Annotated in this window: 2 protein-coding genes; both read left to right on the top strand. The window is 69.1% G+C overall.

Features of this window, described 5'->3' with window-relative positions; genetic code table 11:
• Positions 1 to 1,457: TolC family outer membrane protein (locus QQK25_RS19080; protein WP_284189373.1), on the top strand; the 1,457-nt coding region annotated here is incomplete at its 5' end.
• A gap of 70 nt (positions 1,458 to 1,527) precedes the next feature.
• The coding region (locus tag QQK25_RS19075; protein WP_284189372.1) for a DUF4347 domain-containing protein at positions 1,528 to 20,108 on the top strand (18,581 nt) is incomplete at its 3' end.

The raw sequence follows: 20,108 nt of genomic DNA, 5'->3' as shown, positions 1-20,108 counted from the left end.
GGCGGAGCCCCGCCATCGCCGTCGCCCCGCCGGTTTCCGGCCAGGCTGCGCCGGCGGCCCAGCCCCTCGATCTGACGGTGGGGCGCGAGCCCCTCGGCCCGGTGCGCAGCATGCGCCCGGTGATGCTCGACAGCGTGCCCGCGGGCGACGACGTGGCGCGGATCAGCCAGCCCGGCCTGCAGTCGGTCGGCCTGATGGAAACCCTCACCCTGGGCCTCGAGAAAGACCCGAAGTACCGTGCCGCGAAGGCCGACTTCGTGGCCAACTCCGAAGCCACGCCCCAGGCGCGAGCGGCCTACCTGCCCACGGCCACCTACGACTTCCAGCGCAACAGCGAAAACCAGAAGATCATCAGTTCGACGATCGACGCCTACAAGGCGGTGCAGGGCCAGACCCAGCGCTACCCGGTCATCTCCCACGTCATCACCATCACCCAGCCCATCATCAAGGCGCCGGCGTGGGTGAAGATGGAGCAGGCCAGGATCTCCGTCGAGCAGTCGCGCTTGGCCCTGGTGGCGGCCGAGCAGGACCTGATCGTCCGCGTCGCCGCCGCCTACCTCACCCAGCTCGCCGCCCAGGATGGGCTGGAGCTGGCCCGGGCCGAGCGCGAGGCCACCGAGAAGCAGGCCGAGCAGGCTCGCGTGCGGCTGGCGTCGGGCCTCGGCACCGTCACCCAGTTGCACGAGACCGAAGGCCGCTTCGCCCTTACCCAGGCCCGCGAGGTGGAAGCCCGCAACCGCCTCGAGGACGCCCGCGCCGCGCTCAAGGAGATCGTCGGTTCCGACGTGCAGAGCCTCAAGCCCTTTGTCGGGGACATCGACCCGGCTTCGCCCCAGCCGGCCCAGGTCGAGCCGTGGGTGGCCGCGGCCCTCAACCAGAACCTCGCCCTGCAGGCCCGCGCGATGGCCACTGAGATCGCTGCGCTGGAGGTCAAGCGCCAGAAGGCCGGCTACCTGCCCACCCTCAGCCTGGTGGCCAGCCACAGCTACAACGACAGCCAGGGCTCGCTGTTCGGCGGCTCCAGCAAGATCCAGAACACCGAACTGGGCGTGCGCCTCAACATGCCGATCTTCGAAGGCGGCATGACCAGCTCGCTGGTGCGTGAATCCGTCGCCCGCCAGGACAAGGCCCGCGAAGAGCAGGACCAGGAATCCCGCAAGACCGAGCGGCTGGCCCGCTCCGCGCTGCTCGGCGTGCAGTCCAGCGCCCAGACCCTGTCGGCGCTGCGCAAGTCGCTGGTGGCCCAGGAGAGCGCGCTGCAGGCCAAGGAGGAGGGCATGCGCACCGGCCTGTACTCGGTGGTTCAGGTGGTGGATGCCTATCGCCTGTACTACGCCGCCAAGCGCGACTACCTCCAGGCCCGCTACGACTACCTGCTCAACCGCCTGAAGCTCAAGCAGTCGGTTAGCTCCCTGTCGCGCAGCGATCTGGAAGACCTCGCCGAACTGCTGAAGTAAGCGCCCCCGCGCACCCCGCAAGCCATCTGCACTGCTGTCACCAGCCCCCGCCGGGGCAGGGAAGAAGACCATGAAGAAGACGCCGGCCCGCCAGTCGACCCTCCGCCTCAACACCGCCAACCGGCTGCGCGGGATGCTCGGCATCCCGCTGGCGGGCCGCCCCCGCAAGGCGCGGCCCCAGGTGCGCGAGCAGATGGTGATCGAAGCCATCGAGCCCCGTGTGCTGCTGTCGGCCGAGGCGCTGGTGCTGCCGCCGCCGCCCTCCGAAGAGGTGCAGGTGGTCACCGATGCCGCCGAGCAGGCCCGGCTGACGGGCCAGCAGGCGCTGCTGCTGGCATCCGGCGGAGGCAGCCAGACCATCGACCTGTCGGGCATGGCGGCCGCGTCGCTCATCGACCAGTCGGCCCGCCAGAGTGCCGAATCGACCCGCCCCAACGAGGTGGTGTTCGTCGACCCGCGGGTGGCCGACTACCGCAAGCTCCTCGACCAGGCCCTGCAGGGCCGCGGCCAGGCCGAGCAGGCGCGCGTCGAGGTGGTGGTGCTCGACCTCGCCAGCGACGGCGTGGACCAGATCGCCAGCTGGCTCGGCCAGTACCAGGACGCGCCGCTGCAGGCCGTGCACATCCTCTCCCACGGCGAAAGCGCCGAGCTGATGATCGGCACCACGGTGCTGGGCAGCGACAACCTGGACGCCTACGCCGACCGCCTCTCCGGCTGGCGCGCGGGCCTCGCAGGGGATGCCGATTTGCTGCTGTATGGCTGCAACGTGGCCGAAGGCGCCGCCGGCCAGGCCTTTGTGGATCGCCTCGCCAGCCTCACCGGGGCCGATGTCAGCGCCTCGGACGACCGCACCGGCGCCGCTGCCCTGGGCGGCGACTGGACGCTCGAAACCCGCACCGGCAGCATCGAGACGGTGTCCCTCGCTCCGGACGCCGCGGGCTACAGCTACCTGCTCTCGTCGGTCACGCCCAGCAAGACGGGCGACACGTCCAACGCCATCAACGTTGCGGGCGCCCAGGCGGCCTTCCGCGCCGCCGGCAACCTGGGCATCCAGCTGGATGTGAGCAGCGAGATCGGCTACGCGCTGCCGATGGCCGACCTGCCCTTCAGCGGCCTCGTCCGCACCGCCGACGGCCGCACCCTGGGCGACGTGCTGTCCTTCCGCACCACCGCCAACACCACGGTGGTGGACGACTACCTCGCCTCCACCGCCAGCCCCACCATGGGCGGGCTGATGGATCGCATCGGCGACTACCTCAACGGCCGTGGCGCCTACAGCCAGCTCGAATCGCTGGTGGATAACGCCGCCGGCAGCCCGTCCATCGCCCTGTCGGCCAGCGGCAACTCGCTCACCGTCAATCTCAGCCTGTCGCGCAGCTTCCTGCAGCACTTCGGCTTTGGCGAAAAGCTCAAGCCCCTGGGCTTCGATTTCCAGAGCGGGCAGGGCGTCAGCCTGGTGGCCGACATCCACTACGCCGCCACCTACGACTTCGGGATCGGCTCGGTCCAGCTGAACACCCTCAACACGCGCATCCACACCGCGTCCGACAGCTTCAGCGCCGGCGTGGTGCTGGGCGTGCTCGACGCCCAGGCCAGCGGCACGCTGCGCTTCGACACCGGCACCATCGCTTTCAATGGCACCGCTGCGCTGGTCGAGCCGGGCTCGCCCTTTGCCGGCTTCCCCTTCGGCTACACGGCGGTCAAGAGCCCCTTCGCGTCGGATTACCAGGCCAGCGACAACCGCATCAGCCTCAGCGGCAGCCAGCCCAACACCTTTGCCAGCGCCGACTTCGACATCGATGGGAGCATCGGCGGCACCGCGCTGTCCACGATCGCCGGCGGCACGCCCCATGTGAGCCTGAGCTTCGGCGGCCTGACCCTCGACACCAAGACCGTCAACAGCATCACCCCGGTCCTCAGCGGCACCGCCACCGTGCTGAGCGGCCAGCAGCTGGTGGTCAGCGTCTCGGACGGCAGCAACACCGTCAGCTACGCCGCCACGCCGGCCGCCGACGGCGCATGGACCGTCGACATGGCCAGCGCCACCGTCCAGTCCGGCTCGCTCACCCTGGTCAATGGCCAGACCTACACCGTCACCGCCGAGATCAAACGTGGCAGCAAGGTTTCCGCCTCGGCCACCGGCTCGCTCATCGTCGCCACCGGCGGCCTGCAGGCCAAGTCGCTCTCCGCCAACAGCCTCACGCCCACCCTTAGCGGCGCGGCCACGCTGCTGTCTGGCCAGACTTTCAAGGTCACGGTCACCGACCAGGCCGACGCCACCAAAACGGCCACCTACACCGTCACGCCCTCAGCTGGCCTGTGGTCCGTCGATCTCGCCTCGGCGGTGCCCACCTCGGGCAGCCTCACGCTGGTCAATGGCCACACCTACTCGGTCGTCGCGCGGATCTACGAAGGCGCCCAGGTGTGGTCCGGCGCCACGGCCACGCTGGTGGTCAATACGGCCCTGGGCAGCACCACCGTCACCGCCACGGTCAATGGCGCGGCGGCGGCCCTCGCCCGGGCCGGCGGGACGGTCAGCGGCTCGGTGCCCTGGTCGTCCATCCAGCCGGCGCCGCTCACCCTCACCACATCCAATTTCAGCGCGCTTCAGGCCTTCTCCAGCCTCGACGCCACCGAGCTGGTGGGCATGCTGAAGGATCTCGGCGCCTATCTGCAGCTGCTGCGGGATTCCGGCCGCTTCGACGCACTGCTGCCCTTCACCAACGTCAAGCTCGGCACTGCGCTGGATTTCAGCGCCGCCATGCAGCAGGTGCTCGACGAGCAGCTCACCGTCACCCTGCTGTCGGGCCTTACCGGCAGCGCCGCGGTGTCGCCGGTGCTGGCGGGCAACACCGCCTTCGACCTGTACCTCCAGCGCCCCGCGGACGAGCGTCCGTCGGTCATCACCATCACCGTCAATGCGTCCGAGACGACGGGCTTCACCCACATCAACCAGCTCGCCGCGCTGGTCGGCCAGAAGGTCGCCACCGCGGTGAACGGCCTGCTCGGCTGGGAGGGCAGCCTCTTCGAGGTGAGCGAAAGCCTCAAGGGCGGCCTCGCCGTCAATGGCAGCACCCACACCGACGAAGAGCAGGTGCTGCGCATCCACGCAACCGCGGGCACTTATCAGCTCAAGCTCGGCAGCAGCGGCACGGCCACCGGGCCGATCTCGGTGCTGGCCTCGCCGATCGAGGTGCAGCAGGCGCTCGAATCCGTGCTGGGCGCGGGCAATGTGGTCGTCACCGGGCGTTCCAAGTTCTACCAGGTGCAATTTACCGGCGCGCTCGCCGGCACCGACCAGGCGGCGCTGCAAGTGATCGCCGGTTCCGACGTGGTGGCCGGCAGCGTCATCGACGTGACCGCCAGCGATTTCTCCCGCGGCACCGATGGGCTGGTGTGGGGCAAAATCAACCTCTCCCAGGCTACGCCGGGCGAGTTCTCCGTGCTGCGGGTGGCCGGTTCCAGCGGCCTGTCCATCCAGCAGATGTCGGCCGGTTCGGATTCCACCGAGGCCGTCCAGCGCCTGTTTATCGTGCATGGCGGCGCCGGCACCTTCGTGCTCAAGGGCACCGACACCGCCGGCAACGCCTTCACCACCAGCGCGATCGCCTACAACGCCAGCACCGCCGACATCGCCAGCGCGCTGCATGCCGCGCTGCCCAGCGTCACCGGCCTGTCGGTGGCGGATGTGTCGGCCGACTACGCCGCCGACAACCTCACCCGCGTCTTCGACATCGCCTTCGGCAAAAAGAACGCCACCGACTACGGCGCCTACGCCGCGATGACCGTCGAGACCACCGGCTGGGCCAGCCGCGCCCCGGCCCTGGCCGTCGTCGAGACCCGCCAGACCGCCGCCGACGCCGTCGGCAGCACCCCGGCCGCCAACGAGATCCAGCGCCTGTCCCTCGCCAACGTGAGCGGCGGCAGCTTCTCCCTCGGCGCCACCCTCGACGCCCTGTTCTACCAGACCGAATCCATCGCCTACGGCAGCGACGCCGCCACCATCAAGACGGCGGTGGTGAACATGCTCAAGCTGTGGAAGCCCGCGCTCGGCACCGGCGACGTGACGGTCACCGCCGTGGGCGGCCGCGCCGACACCTGGGACATCGAATTCACCGGCGCCCTGGCCGGCGAGGACATGCCGCAGATGCGCGTGAATTCCCTCGCCCTCACGTCGCCCAGCGGTTCCACCTACGGCTCGATGGCGCGCCTCGGCCTGGCGGTTGCCGGGCAGGAGTTCCAGATCGCCGGCGTCACCCGCTTCGCCACCCTCAACGAGCTGATGGCCCGCTTCCAGCAGGCGATCAGCGCCAGCGGCCTGTCGGTCAGCCCGGCTTACGACGCCGCCACCCGCAGCCTCACCTTCAGCGTCAAGCTGGCGCTGCCGGAATCCACCGAAGCCATTGCGATCAGCCTTGGCGAGCAGATCGGCGAGCTGTCGGCCCTCAACGCCGACACCACCCTCGACTTCACCTCGAACACCGCCTTCCAGACCAAGATCGGGCTGGATTTCAGCAGCCTCAACACCTTCGCCCTGCGCGCGGCGGGCTCCTACGGCGGCACCATCACCGCCAACGCCACCGACAAGACGCTGGTCAAATGGAGCGCCGGCCCCTTGGGGCTACCCCCCTACGGCACCTCCAGCTTCTCGCTGGTCTTCGACGGCGAGTCCTACGACCTCACCCTCGACTCGGCAAACACCAGCACCAACACCACCCGCGCCGATCTGGTCGCCGACATCCAGGCTGTGATCAATGCCAAGGCTGCGCTCTCCGGCGGCGTGCTCGACCGGCTGGGCTTCAGCAACCTGGGTGAAGCGGTGAAGGTCGGGCTCAGCTCGGCCAACCAGCTCCAGATGAGCTTTGGCGTGCCGGTCAGCAACGCCGGGCTGGTCATCGCCGACTCGCTGGACCCACTGCAGATGCTGTTCGGCTTCAAGACCACCGCGGTCTATCCGTCTTCCAAGGCCGTCACCCTGGCCACCGACGGCAAGCTGTCCGCTGCGGCGCACTTCCAGCTCAAGGTGGATCAGTCCGACGCGATCTCGGTGACGGTGCCGGCGGATGCCAGCAACACCTCCATCGCCAATCTGGTGGCCGACATCAACGCCGCCATCAACGCGGTATCGGTGACCAGCCACGCCTACCTGGGCACCGCCGGGCTGGGCTTCGCCACGCTAGGCGATGTGGTCCAGGCCATTTTCAACAACGGGCAGATCGAGCTCGTCACCCAGTCGTCCAAGGTGGCCTCGCTGCAGATCCTCATCAGCGGCCGCGACACCGCCACCACCGAGCTGGGCTTCACCCCGGGGCAGTTCGCCACCACCAACGGCGCCTATGTGTTCCTGCAGGACGCCAGCGTCGCCGCCAGCTACTCGGCCGTCGTCCACGGCCAGGTGGGCAGCACGCCGGCCACCCTCGCCAGCGCCGGGCAGGCCACCCTGGGCATGCTCGACCTGAGCTTCACCAAGCTCAAGACCGACTACGGCGGCAGCATGGCCTTCAGCCTGCGCAATGGCCTCGCCGGCGCCGCCCACGACCGCATCAGCCTGAACGACCTGTACGACTCCGCCGCCAGCCAGACCGCGCTGCTCGGCCTCGGGGGCGATCTCACCACTTCCAGCGACGTCTCCGCCACCGCCGCCCCGTTCCAGAGCAACGGCCGGCTGCTGCGTGACGTGGGCCTGTCGGTCACCGTCGGCACCAGCGTGCTCGACGTGGTGGTCACCAAGGCGGCCACCAGCACCAACAGCACCATCGACGACCTCGCCACCGACGTGGATGCCGCCATCCACGCCGCGCTGGTGAGCCAGCTGGGCAGCGATCCGTACGCCGCCCACACCTTCGTCAGCGTCACCGACACCGGCACCGTGGCCAGCCCGCTGCGGGTGCTCACCTTCACCGCGCCCACCACCACGCTCACCCTGGCCGGCAACGCCGCCCAGATCTACGACGCCGCCACCGGCCAGCTCGCCACCGACCTGCGCCTGTCCGTTGCGGTGGCGGGCCTCGCCAACCCGGTGGACGTGCTCGTGCGCAGCGCCGACACCACCGACAACCGCTCGCTGGCCGATCTGGTGACCAGCGTCTCCGACGCCATCGACCAGGCCCTCGCCTCGGCCCGCAGCAACACCAACGACGCCACCGTCCAGGCCAACATCGACACCCTGATCGCCGCCACCGATCTGGTGGGGCAGGGCAGCGGCGCGCTCACCCTCAAGGGCGGGGTGGTGACCGCCAAGACGATCACCCTCAAGAACCTCGCCATCGCCGGGCGACTGCTCGACGCGGACTTCATCACCGCGCCGGCCTACCGCAACGCCGCCGGCACCGTGGGCAGCGCCCCGGTGGCGAGCCTGCAGTTCTCGGGCATCGGCGTCCTCACCCCGGCCGCGATCAGTGCCGACGGCCTCGTGCCGGCCACCACCATCACCATCTCGGTCAGCAACACCGCGGCGCTGTTTGCCGGCGCCGAAGCCGAAGCCACCGTCACCGTGGTGCCCGACAACGGGCTGGGCGTGCTCACCCCGCTCAAGGACGTCTCCTGGGCCGACATCACCGCCGATCTCGGCCAGCTCGGCAGCCTCGTGGGCGACATGGGCCAGCTCGGCGCCTTTGGCGAACTCGGCCGCGCGCTGCCCCTGCTGGGCACCAGCATCTCCGACATCTTCGACTTCGCCACCCGCTTCGCCAGCATCGACAACGCCCTCGCCAACCAGGGCACGATCGGCCTCAACGGCCTGCAGGCGGCCCTCGCCACCGCCTTCGGCGTCGAGGCCGCGTCCATCGGCCTGGCCCTCGACAGCACCAGCGGCAGCGAAGCCCTGCGCATCACGCTGCCCTACCGAGTGCTCATCGACAAGGCCGTCTCGCTGGAGCTGATCTTCAACGACGAAGCGCTCCTCAACCTCTTCTCGCCCACCCAGCAGGCCATGCTCGCCGGGCTGGTGGGCTCGATCACCCGGATCAAGGACGCCGCCGGCGCCGCCAAGCTGCAGCTGCACGCCGACCTCACCTTCAACCTGGATTTCGGCATCGACCTGAGCAACACCGCCAGCAAGGGCCGGCTGTTCCTCTACGATCACGTTGCCGCAGGCGCGGCCGGCCTCGCCGGCGACACCGGCACCTTCGCCCGTCTGGATGCCCTCACGGCCACCGGCACGGGGATGAACTTCGAATCCAGCCAGGGCATCTACCGGCTCGGCATCGCCGGCGGCAGCGCGACGGTCACGGTGGCCTCGGGCAGCGGCTTCACCCTCCAGTCGGATGCCAGCGACGGCGCCGCAGACGGCCGGCTCTACCTGCGCAACTACGGCGCACTGGATGACGCCGACGCCACCGCCCTCAAGGCCTCCAACTTCGACGTGTTCTTCGACGGCAGTGCATCCGCCACGCTGCCCATGACCCTGCAGGTCTCCGACCAGCTCGGCCAGCTGGCGATGGAGCAGATCGACGGCTTCATCAACCCGCTGCCCCTGGGCAAGATGGAGATCGCCTACCGCAACCTGGGCGACAGCTTCGCCAAGATGGGTGGCGCCGGCGGCTTCACGCTCCTCGACGGCATCGAGGCCAGCGACAGCCACACCGTGATCTCCAGCCAGGTCGCCCAGGCCGTGCTGCCCGCGCGGCCGGTGATCTCGGCCGGCAGCGGCACCTCCACGCCGGAAGGCGCGCCGGTGGATAACGACAACGAGGGCAGCCTCGCCGTCACCAACCCCGATCCGTATGTGTCGTCCACCGAGGGCGCCGGCGCCAGCACCACGCCGTCCGGCGTGTCGGTGGGCAGCGGCAGCCTGTTCGGCAGCGGCAGCAGCACCAATCCGTCCTCGGCCGGCTACGACATCAGCCTCGTGCTGCCGGACTTCGAATACTGGCAGGTGCAACTGGGCCAGGTGCTCAAGGCCGCCATTGGCGAGAGCTGCGACGAGACCAACCCGATCAACGGCCCGCTGATCTTCCTGCTGCGCGACCCGACCATCATCGTCGATACCGTCGACAAGGTGCTCGAGAGCATCCAGAAAGGCCTCGACGCCTTCAGCAGCGTGCTCGACCTGCCCATCATCGGCGACCAGCTGAAGGACGCCACCCAGTTCGTCGCCGATCTGCGCGGCAACGTGGTCGATGCCATCAAGACGGCGCTCGCCAACGCGGTGGACGTGTACGGCGGGCTCGACAACGCCCTGCGGATGAGCCTGTTCGACATGCTCACCACCGACACCAACGGCGATTCGATCATTCAGGCGAGCGAGCTCTCCAGCAACGTCTTCCTCAACTTCCTGCGCGACTACAACGGCGACCAGCTCATCACGCCCGACGACATCGTCGTCGAGTATCTCGCCGGCTTCAGCCAGCCGGAGCTCGACCCCGCCCTGGCCGAATACCTGGGCGTGAGCGAGGGCAACCCGATTCCGGCGGTCATCGCCGGCCAGCGTACCGCGTGGGTCACCTCGGGCATCAACCAGGTCAAGCGCGACGCCGACGGCAACATCGTCTATCACGACGACGGCACGCCCTGCTACGTGGGCGAGGCCGGCCAGGTGGTGCTCGACCAGAGCCTGCAGCGCATCGTCGACAACATCGCCGACGCCATCGAGAGCGTCAATGCCACCGCCAGCGATCTCATCAGCCTCTTCGGCGGCATCGCCGAGTCGCCGTCCTTCTTCAACAGCCTCACCAAGATCGTCACCTTCATCGCCGACAAGGCGGCCGACGGCTACGACTACCAGCACCTGCTCACCGATGTTTTCGGCGCCGGCGTCACCGCCGCGGTGCTCACCGACGTGGCCGACAGCTTCCGGCCCTCCAATGGCGCGCTGGCGGCGGATGCCGCGGTGCTCAAGGCCAACCTCGTCAACGGCACCCACTACGTGCCGAAGGCGGTGCTCACCGAATTCAAGCAGGCCATCCAGGCGCAGGCCGCCGAGGTGGCCGCCCAGGTGGCGATCAACCAGAGCACGGCCATCCAGTTCCGGATGAACCTGGGCCAGACCTACACCCCCAGCCTCGACCTGTCCTTCGACATGGGCGTGCCCGGCGTCAACCTGAGCCTCGCCGGCGGCATCGGCCTCACCCTCAACTGGGATCTGTACCTCGGCTTCGGCGTCGACCTGACCGATGGCTTTTACGTCGTTACCAACATGCCCGGCAACGCCGGCATCGGCCAGGTGACCACCTACAGCGCCGATCCGGCCAAGAAGGGCGTCGCCACCGGCGTTTCCGACAACGTCCACGACGCCTACATCGACAACCTGTGGCTGGTGGGCAAGCCCGGCCAGACCGCCGCGGTGAAGGAGCTGCAGGCCACCGTCGACGTGTACCTCGCCCCGGGCGCCGGCAACACCCCGGCCCGGCTCGACGCACAGCTGTTCTTCCTGAACGGCACGATGACCGACAACTGGGATGGCTGGATTCGCGACAACGACACGGGCATCTGGGGCAGCGGCACCGACTCCATGGGCCGTCTGCCCGACCCGCTTTCCGCCAACTACGGTCGCACCACCTCGATGTTCGACGGCGACAGCGGCGCCAACGGTTCGCGCACCCGCCTGCAACTGCACTTCGGGGTCGACCTGAAGGATGTCGGCCTGTTCGGCATCTCGGCGCTGTCGGGCTTCACCAACGGCCGCCTCACCTACACCGACATCAGCAACGCCAAGCTGGCCGACCTCATCAAGGTCGATTGGGACGCCAAGGCCCAGATCAACCTCCACATGGAGCTGGGCGTCTCCATCGGCGGCGAGGGCTACCTGCCGTCCATCCTCGGCGACTTCCACATGACGTGGATGGCCAACAACAAGAACCAGTACGTCCAGAAGATCGACCAGTTCTTCGCCTCGGGCTACGACAAGCTGTTCAAGGTCGGCGCCCCGAGCATCTGGTTCTCGGACGTGTATCTGGACGCCGGCACCTTCTTCACCCGCTTCCTGAACCCCATCGTCAAGGTCATCCAGGACGTCACCGATCCGATCATGCCGGTGATCAACGCGCTCACCACGCCCATCCCCGGCCTGTCCGACCTCATGGGCCGCGACTACTCGGTGGTCGATCTGGCCTCCGACATGTCGGCGCTGTTCGGCGGCGTGTCGCGGGTGGATTTCATCATCGCCATGGTGCGGCTGCTGGAAGTCATCGACGGCCTGCCCACCAGCGCCGCGCGGATGCTGATCCCGGTCGCCCAGTCGCTGATCGTTTCCGGCACCAAGGACCGCAAGCTCAACCTCGCGGCCCTGCCGGCGCTGCCCGGCATCCCCAACATCGACGTGCCGGTGGATCTGCCCTATCTCAACCTGGCCGACGTGGCCGTCAAGGACGGCGACCTGGAGTTCAGCCTCAGCGCCGGCGTGGGCTGGAAGACGGACACCACGCTGCTCGAGATCTTCAAGGGCAACATGCCGGCCCTGTCCTTCGACTTCGCGCTCAATGCCGACGTGAAGGTGCCCGCGCCCTACATCGACGTGACCCCGGTGAACTTCACCATCCCGGGCATCCTCGACCGCGCCGGCAACGTGGCCCAGTTCACCCTCAACATCAAGGCCGGCTGGCCCGACCTGCGCCTGTCCGACATCCTCAGCGGCAACTTCGCCCCGCGCTTCGACGTGACGGTGGTGATGCCCGACATCGACCTCACGCCGGATCTGCTGCCGCGCCTCAAGGTGCTGCTGCCCAAGATGACCTGGGCCATCGGCAGCCACACCTGGGAATGGGCCGCCGGCGGCGAGGTGGAGATCCACTGGCCGACCGCCGTGGAGTCCTTCGTCAGCGCCTCCACCATCCAGACGATCGACCTCACCGGTGCGTCGTTCAACGTGGCCCTGCCGGGCATCAGCGCCTTCCTGCCCACCGTCCGCGTCAAGTGGCCGACCGTGCATTGGGTTGGCCTCGGCAAGGAATTCACCTGGGAACAGACCAGCCACACCGACCTGGGCTGGAGCAGCATCATCAGCGACGCCGGCCTGCTGTCGGCCCTCGTCGATTCGTCGAAGGTCGTCGAAGTCACGATGCCCGACGTGTGGCTGCCGTCCATCAGCCTGATGGACCTGCTGCCCAGCATCGACTGGTCGATCAGCCTGCCGAGCCTGCCCTCGCTGCCCAGCATCAACATCGGGCTACCCAACATCGACGTGCCCGGTCAGCAGACCGTCGGCCCGATGGATGCGCTCAACAGCTTCAAGGCCAAGCTCAAGAAGCCGGGCAACGCGCTCACCTTCCCGATCCTCGACGACCCGCTCACGGCCGTCATCAACATGCTCACCGGCAAGCCCGCCGACCTGATGCTGTTCAGCCCGCAGAACCTCGAGGTGAAGGTCGGCTTCCGGGTGTCGTACCCGATCTATCCGCCCCTCTACGTGGGCATCGGCGGCGAGATCAAGCTGTCCGCCTCGCTGACGCTCGGCTTCGATACCTACGGCATCAGCAAATTCTTCAACAGCCACAACCTCGTCGATATCTTTGACGGCTTCTACGTCAGCGACAACATCGTCAATGGCGTCGACCTGCCCGAAGTGCGCCTCGACGCCAAGCTGGTGGCCTTCGCCGAGCTCAACGCCTTCATCATCCGCGGCGGCGTCGAAGGCGGCATCAAGCTGACCGGCACCCTCGACATCTACGACGAGAACAAGGACAACAAGTACCGCGCCTCCGAGCTCATCGCCGCAGTGTCGGAAGACCCCCTCGACGTGGTCTCCATGAGCCTGCGCGGCTCGGCCTACGTGGCCGCCTACGTGGACATCTTCCTGATCTTCGACTGGGAACGGGTGTGGGAATGGACGTTCATGGACGTCACCCTGTTCACCTGGGAACACGATCCCGCGTCCAAGAAGCCCATCCTCGGCACCATGGCCGGCTCCACGCTCAGCCTGAATGCCGGCTCTGGCGTCGGCAGCATCGACGGCCAGGAGTCGATCACCAACACCTCCGCCGACCGCAAGCGCCGCAGCACCGACGACGGCAACGAGAGCTACACCCTCAGCGGCAGCGATGGCACGGTCAACATCTCCGCCACCCTCACCAACGGCCAGACCTACACCAAGACCTTCGTCGGCGTGTCCAAGGTCAAGGCCTTCAGCGGGGCGGGCAATGACACCTTCGACGCTTCCGCCCTCGACCGCCCGGTGCTCTTCATCGCCGGCAGCGGCACCGACACCCTGATCGGCGGCTCGGCCGACGACGTGCTGATCGGCTCCGACTCCGGCACCGCCACCCTGCGCGGCAACGGCGGCAACGACCTCATCATCGCCCGCGGCGGCACCACCTCGATGATCGGCGGCAGCGGCGACGACATCTACCGCGTGCTCGGCAACTGGGGCCAGGCCACCATCACCGACACCAGCGGCGCCAACATCGTCGACTTCAGCCGCCAGACGGCCGCGGTCACGGTGGACGACACCGAACTCAAGGCCCTGCGCGGCACCAACACCCTCCAGTGGGCCTCGGCCACCACCATCGACGAGATGCGTGGCGGCACTGGCGGCGACATCCTCGACCTGTCGGGCAACACCGCCAACCTGCTGGTCAGCCTCACCGGCACCAACGCCGGCTGGGTCAAGGGCACGGCCAGCGGCATGACCCAGACCTCCTTCTCGTCCTCCACCGCCCAGGCCATGAAGGACGCCGGCGACAACGCCGGCCGTGGCTACCGCTTCACCGGCTTCGAGAACATCATCGGCGGGCAGGGCAGCGACGTCTTCCGCATCCGCGACAGCGCGTCCGTCACCGGCTCCCTCATCGGCAACACCGACGGCGGCCGCCACCACAACGCCAGCGGCGACGAGATCGCCAACGCCCGCAACACCCTGGACTTCTCGGAGTACACCCGCGCTGTGCAGGTGAACGAAGAGGGCAACAGCGCCTTCGGCAGCGCCGGCGCCACCACCATCCAGGTGCGCGCCTTCCACAACATCTTCGGCGGCACCGCCGGCGACCGCCTCACCGGCGATGGCCGCAACAACCTGCTGGTCGGCAACGACGGCACCGACACGCTGGAAGGCCAGGCCGCCCACGATCTGCTGGTGGCCGACACCTTCGTCACCTACGGTAACCTCCTCACCGGCCAGACCCGTCCGCTCGACAGCAGCCTCAAGAACGTCGCCGACTACCTCAGCCTGCAGGCCGTGGGCGCGGCGGAGTTCGGCGCCGCGGCGCGCAACTGGATCTGGAAGGGCCAGACCCTCGAGAACCGCAGCCTCACCACCGCCGGCGCCCAGACCCTCAAGGGCGGCAGCGGCAGCGACGTGATCCTCGGCGCCCTGGGCGGCGACATCATCAACATCGGCGGCAGCGGCGAAGGCAACGACACCATCCTGGCCGACCTCGGCCGGGTGCAGATCGACTTCCTCTACCGCAGCGCCCTGTCGGCCACCAGCTTCGGCAACAAGGGCGGCGGCAACGACACCATCTACCTGGGCAGCGGCAGCAACCTGCTGATCGCCGGCAACGGCAAGGACACCATCTACGGCGCCGATTCGGCCAGCAGCTTCAACGTGGTGCTCACCGACAACGGCACCGTGCAGTACAAGACCGTCGAAACCCCGGTGGCCGGCCAGACCAAGCTGACCTTCGCCCTCAGCGGCACCCGCAGCCATCTCCTCGACTACGTGGAGGCGCCGGTCGCCGAGACCGGCGGCACCGGCAACGACGACACCGTGCGCATGGGCAGCGGCTCCGCCATCGTGTTCGGTGGGGCAGGGCAGGACGCCATCAGTTTCAACGCCGCCAGCTCCAGCGGCGCCAACACCCGCTTCATCGCCGGCGACCACGCCCGCATCGACACCGACGCCAACGGCAGCGTCACGTCCTTCGCCAGCACCGACACCGCCGCCACCTCCGGCGGCAACGACACCATCGCCGTCGGCAGCCCCGACGACCTGATCGCCCGCCACCTGGGCAGCAACTACCTCATCGGCGGCATGGGCAGCGACACGCTGCTGGTCTCCGCCGCCTTCGACGCGAGCACCGGCATCACCACCCAGGGCGCCGCCCGCAGCGTGGATGTCATCGTCGCCGACAACGGCAGCATCACCCGCCCGGACGGCGACGCGCGCCTCAGCCAGGTCGTCTCCACCCAGATCACCGCCGGCCTCGGCGGCAACGACCGCATCGTCACCGCCAACGGCGACAAGACGATCATTGGCGGCGTGGGCAACGACACGATCACCGTCGGCACCAGTACAGCGTCCACCCGCCTGATCGCCGGCGACAACGCCGACATCACCTACACCTCGCCGGGCAGCTTCACCAGCTTCTCGACGCTGGACACCGCGCAGGAAACCGGCGGCATCGACGCGATCAATGTCGGCACGTCGGCCAGCACCGGTGACCTCGGTTCCAACTACATCCTCGGCGGCATGGAGGCCGACACGGTCTACGTCGCCGCCAGCTGGAACGCGGCCACCTCGACCGCGACCTTCGGCTCGGCGACGACCTCCGACGTGATCCTCTCCGACAACGGCGCGATCACCCGACCGAGCAGCTCCTCGCTGCTGAGTCACGTGGTGTCCACCAACATCACCGCCGGTCTCGGTGGCGATGACCGCGTGCTCACCGCAAACGGCGACAAGACCATCATCGGTGGCGTCGGCAACGACACCATCAACGTCGGCACGACGAGCACCTCGACCCGCCTGATCGCCGGCGACAACGCCGACATCACCTACACCTCGCCGGGCAGCTTCACCAGCTTCTCGACGCTGGATGTCGCGCAGGAAACTGGCGGGATCGACGCGATCCAGATCGGCACTGACGCCAGCACCGGCGATCTCGGTTCCGACTACATCTTCGGCGGCATGGAGGTGGACACCATCCACGTGGCGGCCAACTGGAACGCGGCCACCTCGACCGCCACCTTTGGCTCCGCCACCACGACGGACGTAATCCTCTCCGACAACGGCGTGATCACCCGCCCGAACAGCTCGACGCTGCTGAGCCACGTCTACTCCACCAACATCACCGCCGGTCTCGGTGGCGATGACCGCGTGCTCACCGCAAACGGCGACAAGACCATCATCGGTGGCGTGGGCCACGATCTGATCCACGTGGGCACCACCAGCGCGTCCACCCGCCTCATCGCGGGCGACAACGCGGACATCACCTACGACAGCTACGGCGGCTTCGTGGTCTTCCAGACCACCGACCTCATCGCCGCCACCGGTGGCCAGGACGTGATCCGCATCGGCGACGCCAGCAGCGTTGGCGACCTGGGCTACAACTTCGTGTTTGGCGGCATGGAAGCCGACCAGGTGTGGATCTCGGCCGAGTACGACAGCGTCTCCAAGGCCGACCGCATGGGCAAGGCCGTCAGCGACGACATCGTGGTGGGCGACAACGGCCGCATCGAGCGCGCCGCCCGCACCGCCAGCGCGCCCAACCAGCTGCTGCAGGTGGTCACCACCCGCAACGACAAGGGCGGCGACGACCGCATCCTCACCGCCAACGGCAGCAAGGTGCTGGTGGGCGGCTTCGGCGCCGACATCATCCATGCCCGCGACGGCGACGCGCTGGTGATGGGCGACAACGCCCAGATCGACTACGACGCGGTCAGCCGCAACGGCGTGCTGCGCAGCGTGGTCAGCACCGACATCGTCATCGGCGGCAACGACACCATCACGCTGGAAGAAGGCTTCAAGCTCGTGTCCGGCGGTTTTGGTGCCGACACCATCCAGATCGAGGCCGACAACATCGGCAACGTCAGTGGCAGCGCCGCCACCAGCGAGGCCATCGGCGCCGCGGTGTGGGCGGTTGGCTCCCTGGCCCGCGTCACCAGCGTCGTCGGCGTGGCCGGCACCGTGCCCACCGGCGGCCTCAGCGGCGCCGCGCTGGCCGCGGCCCAGACGGGCAACCGCGGCCGCAATGGGCGCTTCATCGCCGGCGACAACGCGCGCTTCGAGTTCGACGACCAGAGCGGCCTCACCGCCATGAGTACGATCGACCCGATCGCCGCTACCGGCGGCGCCGACAGCATCACCCTCGGCACCGCCACCATCGCCGCCACCGCCGACCTGGGCTACCAGGTGGTGATGGGCGGCATGGCTGCCGACACCATCACCGTGCGCGAGCAGACCGCCTCCACCGACCTCATCCTCGGCGACAACGGCGACCTGCTGCGCAAGGCGCGCGGCTACGCCACCCTCTCGATCACCAGCACGGTGCCCGAGAGCGGCGGCGCCGACACCATCCTCAGCGGCCGAGGCGACAAGATCGTCGTCGGCGGCGCCGGGGCCGACAACATCACCCTGCGCACCAGCGACCTGCCCGACGCCGGCGGCGCGGCCACCGCCAGCAACCGCAGCATCGTGCTGGGCGACTCCGGCGTGGTGGCGTTCGACGCCTCGGGCGGCGGCGCGCTCCAGCGCATCGAGAGCACCAACCCGTCCCTCGGCGGCGACGACACCGTGAACATCGGCGACGGCGACGTGAGCTTCATCGGCGGCTACGGCCGCGACACCCTGGCAGTCAATTCCAACCGCAGCGCCTTCCGCCTCGCGGCCGGCGACAACGCGCGCTTCAGCTACGCTGGCATCGGCAACGTCGCCAACCAGGCCGAAGACCTGATCGGCGCCCAGACCCTCGACCTGTCGTCCTCCACCGGCGACGGCGACACCCTGCGCTTCGGTGTCTCGGGCAGCCTCACCGGCGTGATGGGGCAGGCGATCCTGATCGGCGGCATCGGCGCCGACCGCCTCACCGTCACCGGCCAGAGCGCCGATTCGCTGCTGATCGGCGATAACGGCCAGCTCACGGTCGTCCAGGGCACCCCGGCCAGCGGCGCCACGCTGGCGCAGGTTTCCATGCAGTGGGCCAACGGCCAGCCCGCGCCGGCCGGCACCTCCTACCTCGAAGGCGTCGCCACCCTCACGCCCGACCTCGGCGCCGGCGACGTGCTCGAAACCACGTCCGGCACCTCGGTGCTGATCGGTGGCCAGGGCGGAGACACCCTGCGCGCCGGCCGCGGCAACGGCGTGGTCTTCGGCGACGGCGCCGCGCTCACCTGGTCGGCCGGCGTGCTGCGCCAGGCAGCCAGCTTCGGCGTGGCCCAGGGCGGCGCCGACACCATCGAACTGGGCGCCGGCGGCGGTGCCAACGACGGCCACAAGATCGTCGTGGGCGGCTTTGGCGCCGACAGCGTCACCATCTCGTCGGTGCAGGGCAGCGGCAACACGCCCGAAACCGCCCGCGAACGGGCCATCGCCGGCGACAACGCCACGGTGATCCTCGACGCCAGCGGCCGCATCACAGGCTTCGCCACCCTCGACACCGACCTCGCCACCGGCGGCAACGACACCGTGCAGCTCTCCGTCGCGGCGGCCAGCCCGGCGGTGTCGGGCCTCACCGACCTCAACATCGTGGCCGGCGGCGTGGGCGGCGACACCCTCACCGTGGGCGCTGCCAACCGCTACACCGGCGTGGCCAGCGGCGACAACCTGGACTACCGCCGCAGCGACGGCAGCGCCAGCGATGCCGACGCCCGCTACCGAAGCCTGTTTGCCACCGTGCTGCAGCCCTTCACCGGCGGCGACGACACCCTGCGCCTCGGCTCGGGCGAGCTGATCGCCTTCGGCGGCACCGGCAGCGACCGCATCGAGGCCAGCACCGCCTCGGGCGACAGCGCGATGATCTTCGGCGACGCCGGCACGGCGGTCTTTGACATCGCCGCCACCGGCCGTCTCGAGCAGCTCAACACCCTGGCCGACGCCAGCGGCGGCAACGACACCATCGCCGCCGGCGCCGGCACGCTCTACCTGTTCGGCGGCGCCGGCAGCGACAGCGTGGGCGCCACCGCGGCCGACAACGCCACCCGCATCGTGCTGGGCGACACCGGCCAGGTTAACTTCAGCGCCGGCGTGCCCGGCCTGATCCAGACGAGCGCTGACGACGCCCCCGCGGCCACCTCGGCCGACACCATCACCGTGCCGCTCACCGACGGCTCCGGCACCCTCGGCCACAACTTCGTGGTCGGCGGCGCCGGCCAGGACACCCTGATCGGCAGCATCTCCGCGGGCGACCGCGTGCTGGCGGGCAGCGGCATGATCGACGCCGGCGCCAACAGCGGCAACGGCGTGGTGGTCAGCGTCACCGTGCTGGGTAACCACGGCGAGTTCGGCTACGGCACCACGCTCCCCGACACCGTCGACGGCATCGTCGTGGCCGGCACGACCACCCCCGACGACGGCTCCGGCGGTACGGGTGGCACGGGCGGAACCGGCGGAACGGGTGGCACCGGCGGCGGTACCGACGGCAGCGTCACCGAATACAAGCTCACCGGCACCGGCGAGGTGCTCGACGGCACCACCCAGACGGCCACCGGGCGCATCGCCTACCCGTCCCTCACGTCGGGCCTGGCCGTCTTTACGCCGGTCATCCTCGACGGCAGCTTCGGCTCCCTCACCCTCAGCGCCGACGGCTCCTGGTCCTACACCGTGGCCGGCGCCAACTCCCTGGCCGGCCGCGTCGGCCAGGCCACGGCGCTGCAGGCGCTGGGCACCGGCGAGAGCAAGCAGGAGGTCTTCCACCTCACCACCACCGACGGCAGCGCCACCACCGTGACGATCACCGTCACCGGCCGGCCGCTGGAGGCCTTCGCCCACACCGGCAACGCCCGCGAAGCCGGCGGCGCCCTCAACGCCATCGCCGGGGCGGGCGCCAGCGCCACCGCGGCCAG

This window comes from Zoogloea oryzae (genome assembly GCF_030161255.1).
In the GTDB taxonomy this organism is placed as follows: Bacteria; Pseudomonadota; Gammaproteobacteria; order Burkholderiales; family Rhodocyclaceae; genus Zoogloea; species Zoogloea oryzae.
Note: the sequence above shows the minus strand (reverse complement) of the source record. Positions and strands in the feature narration are given on the sequence as shown.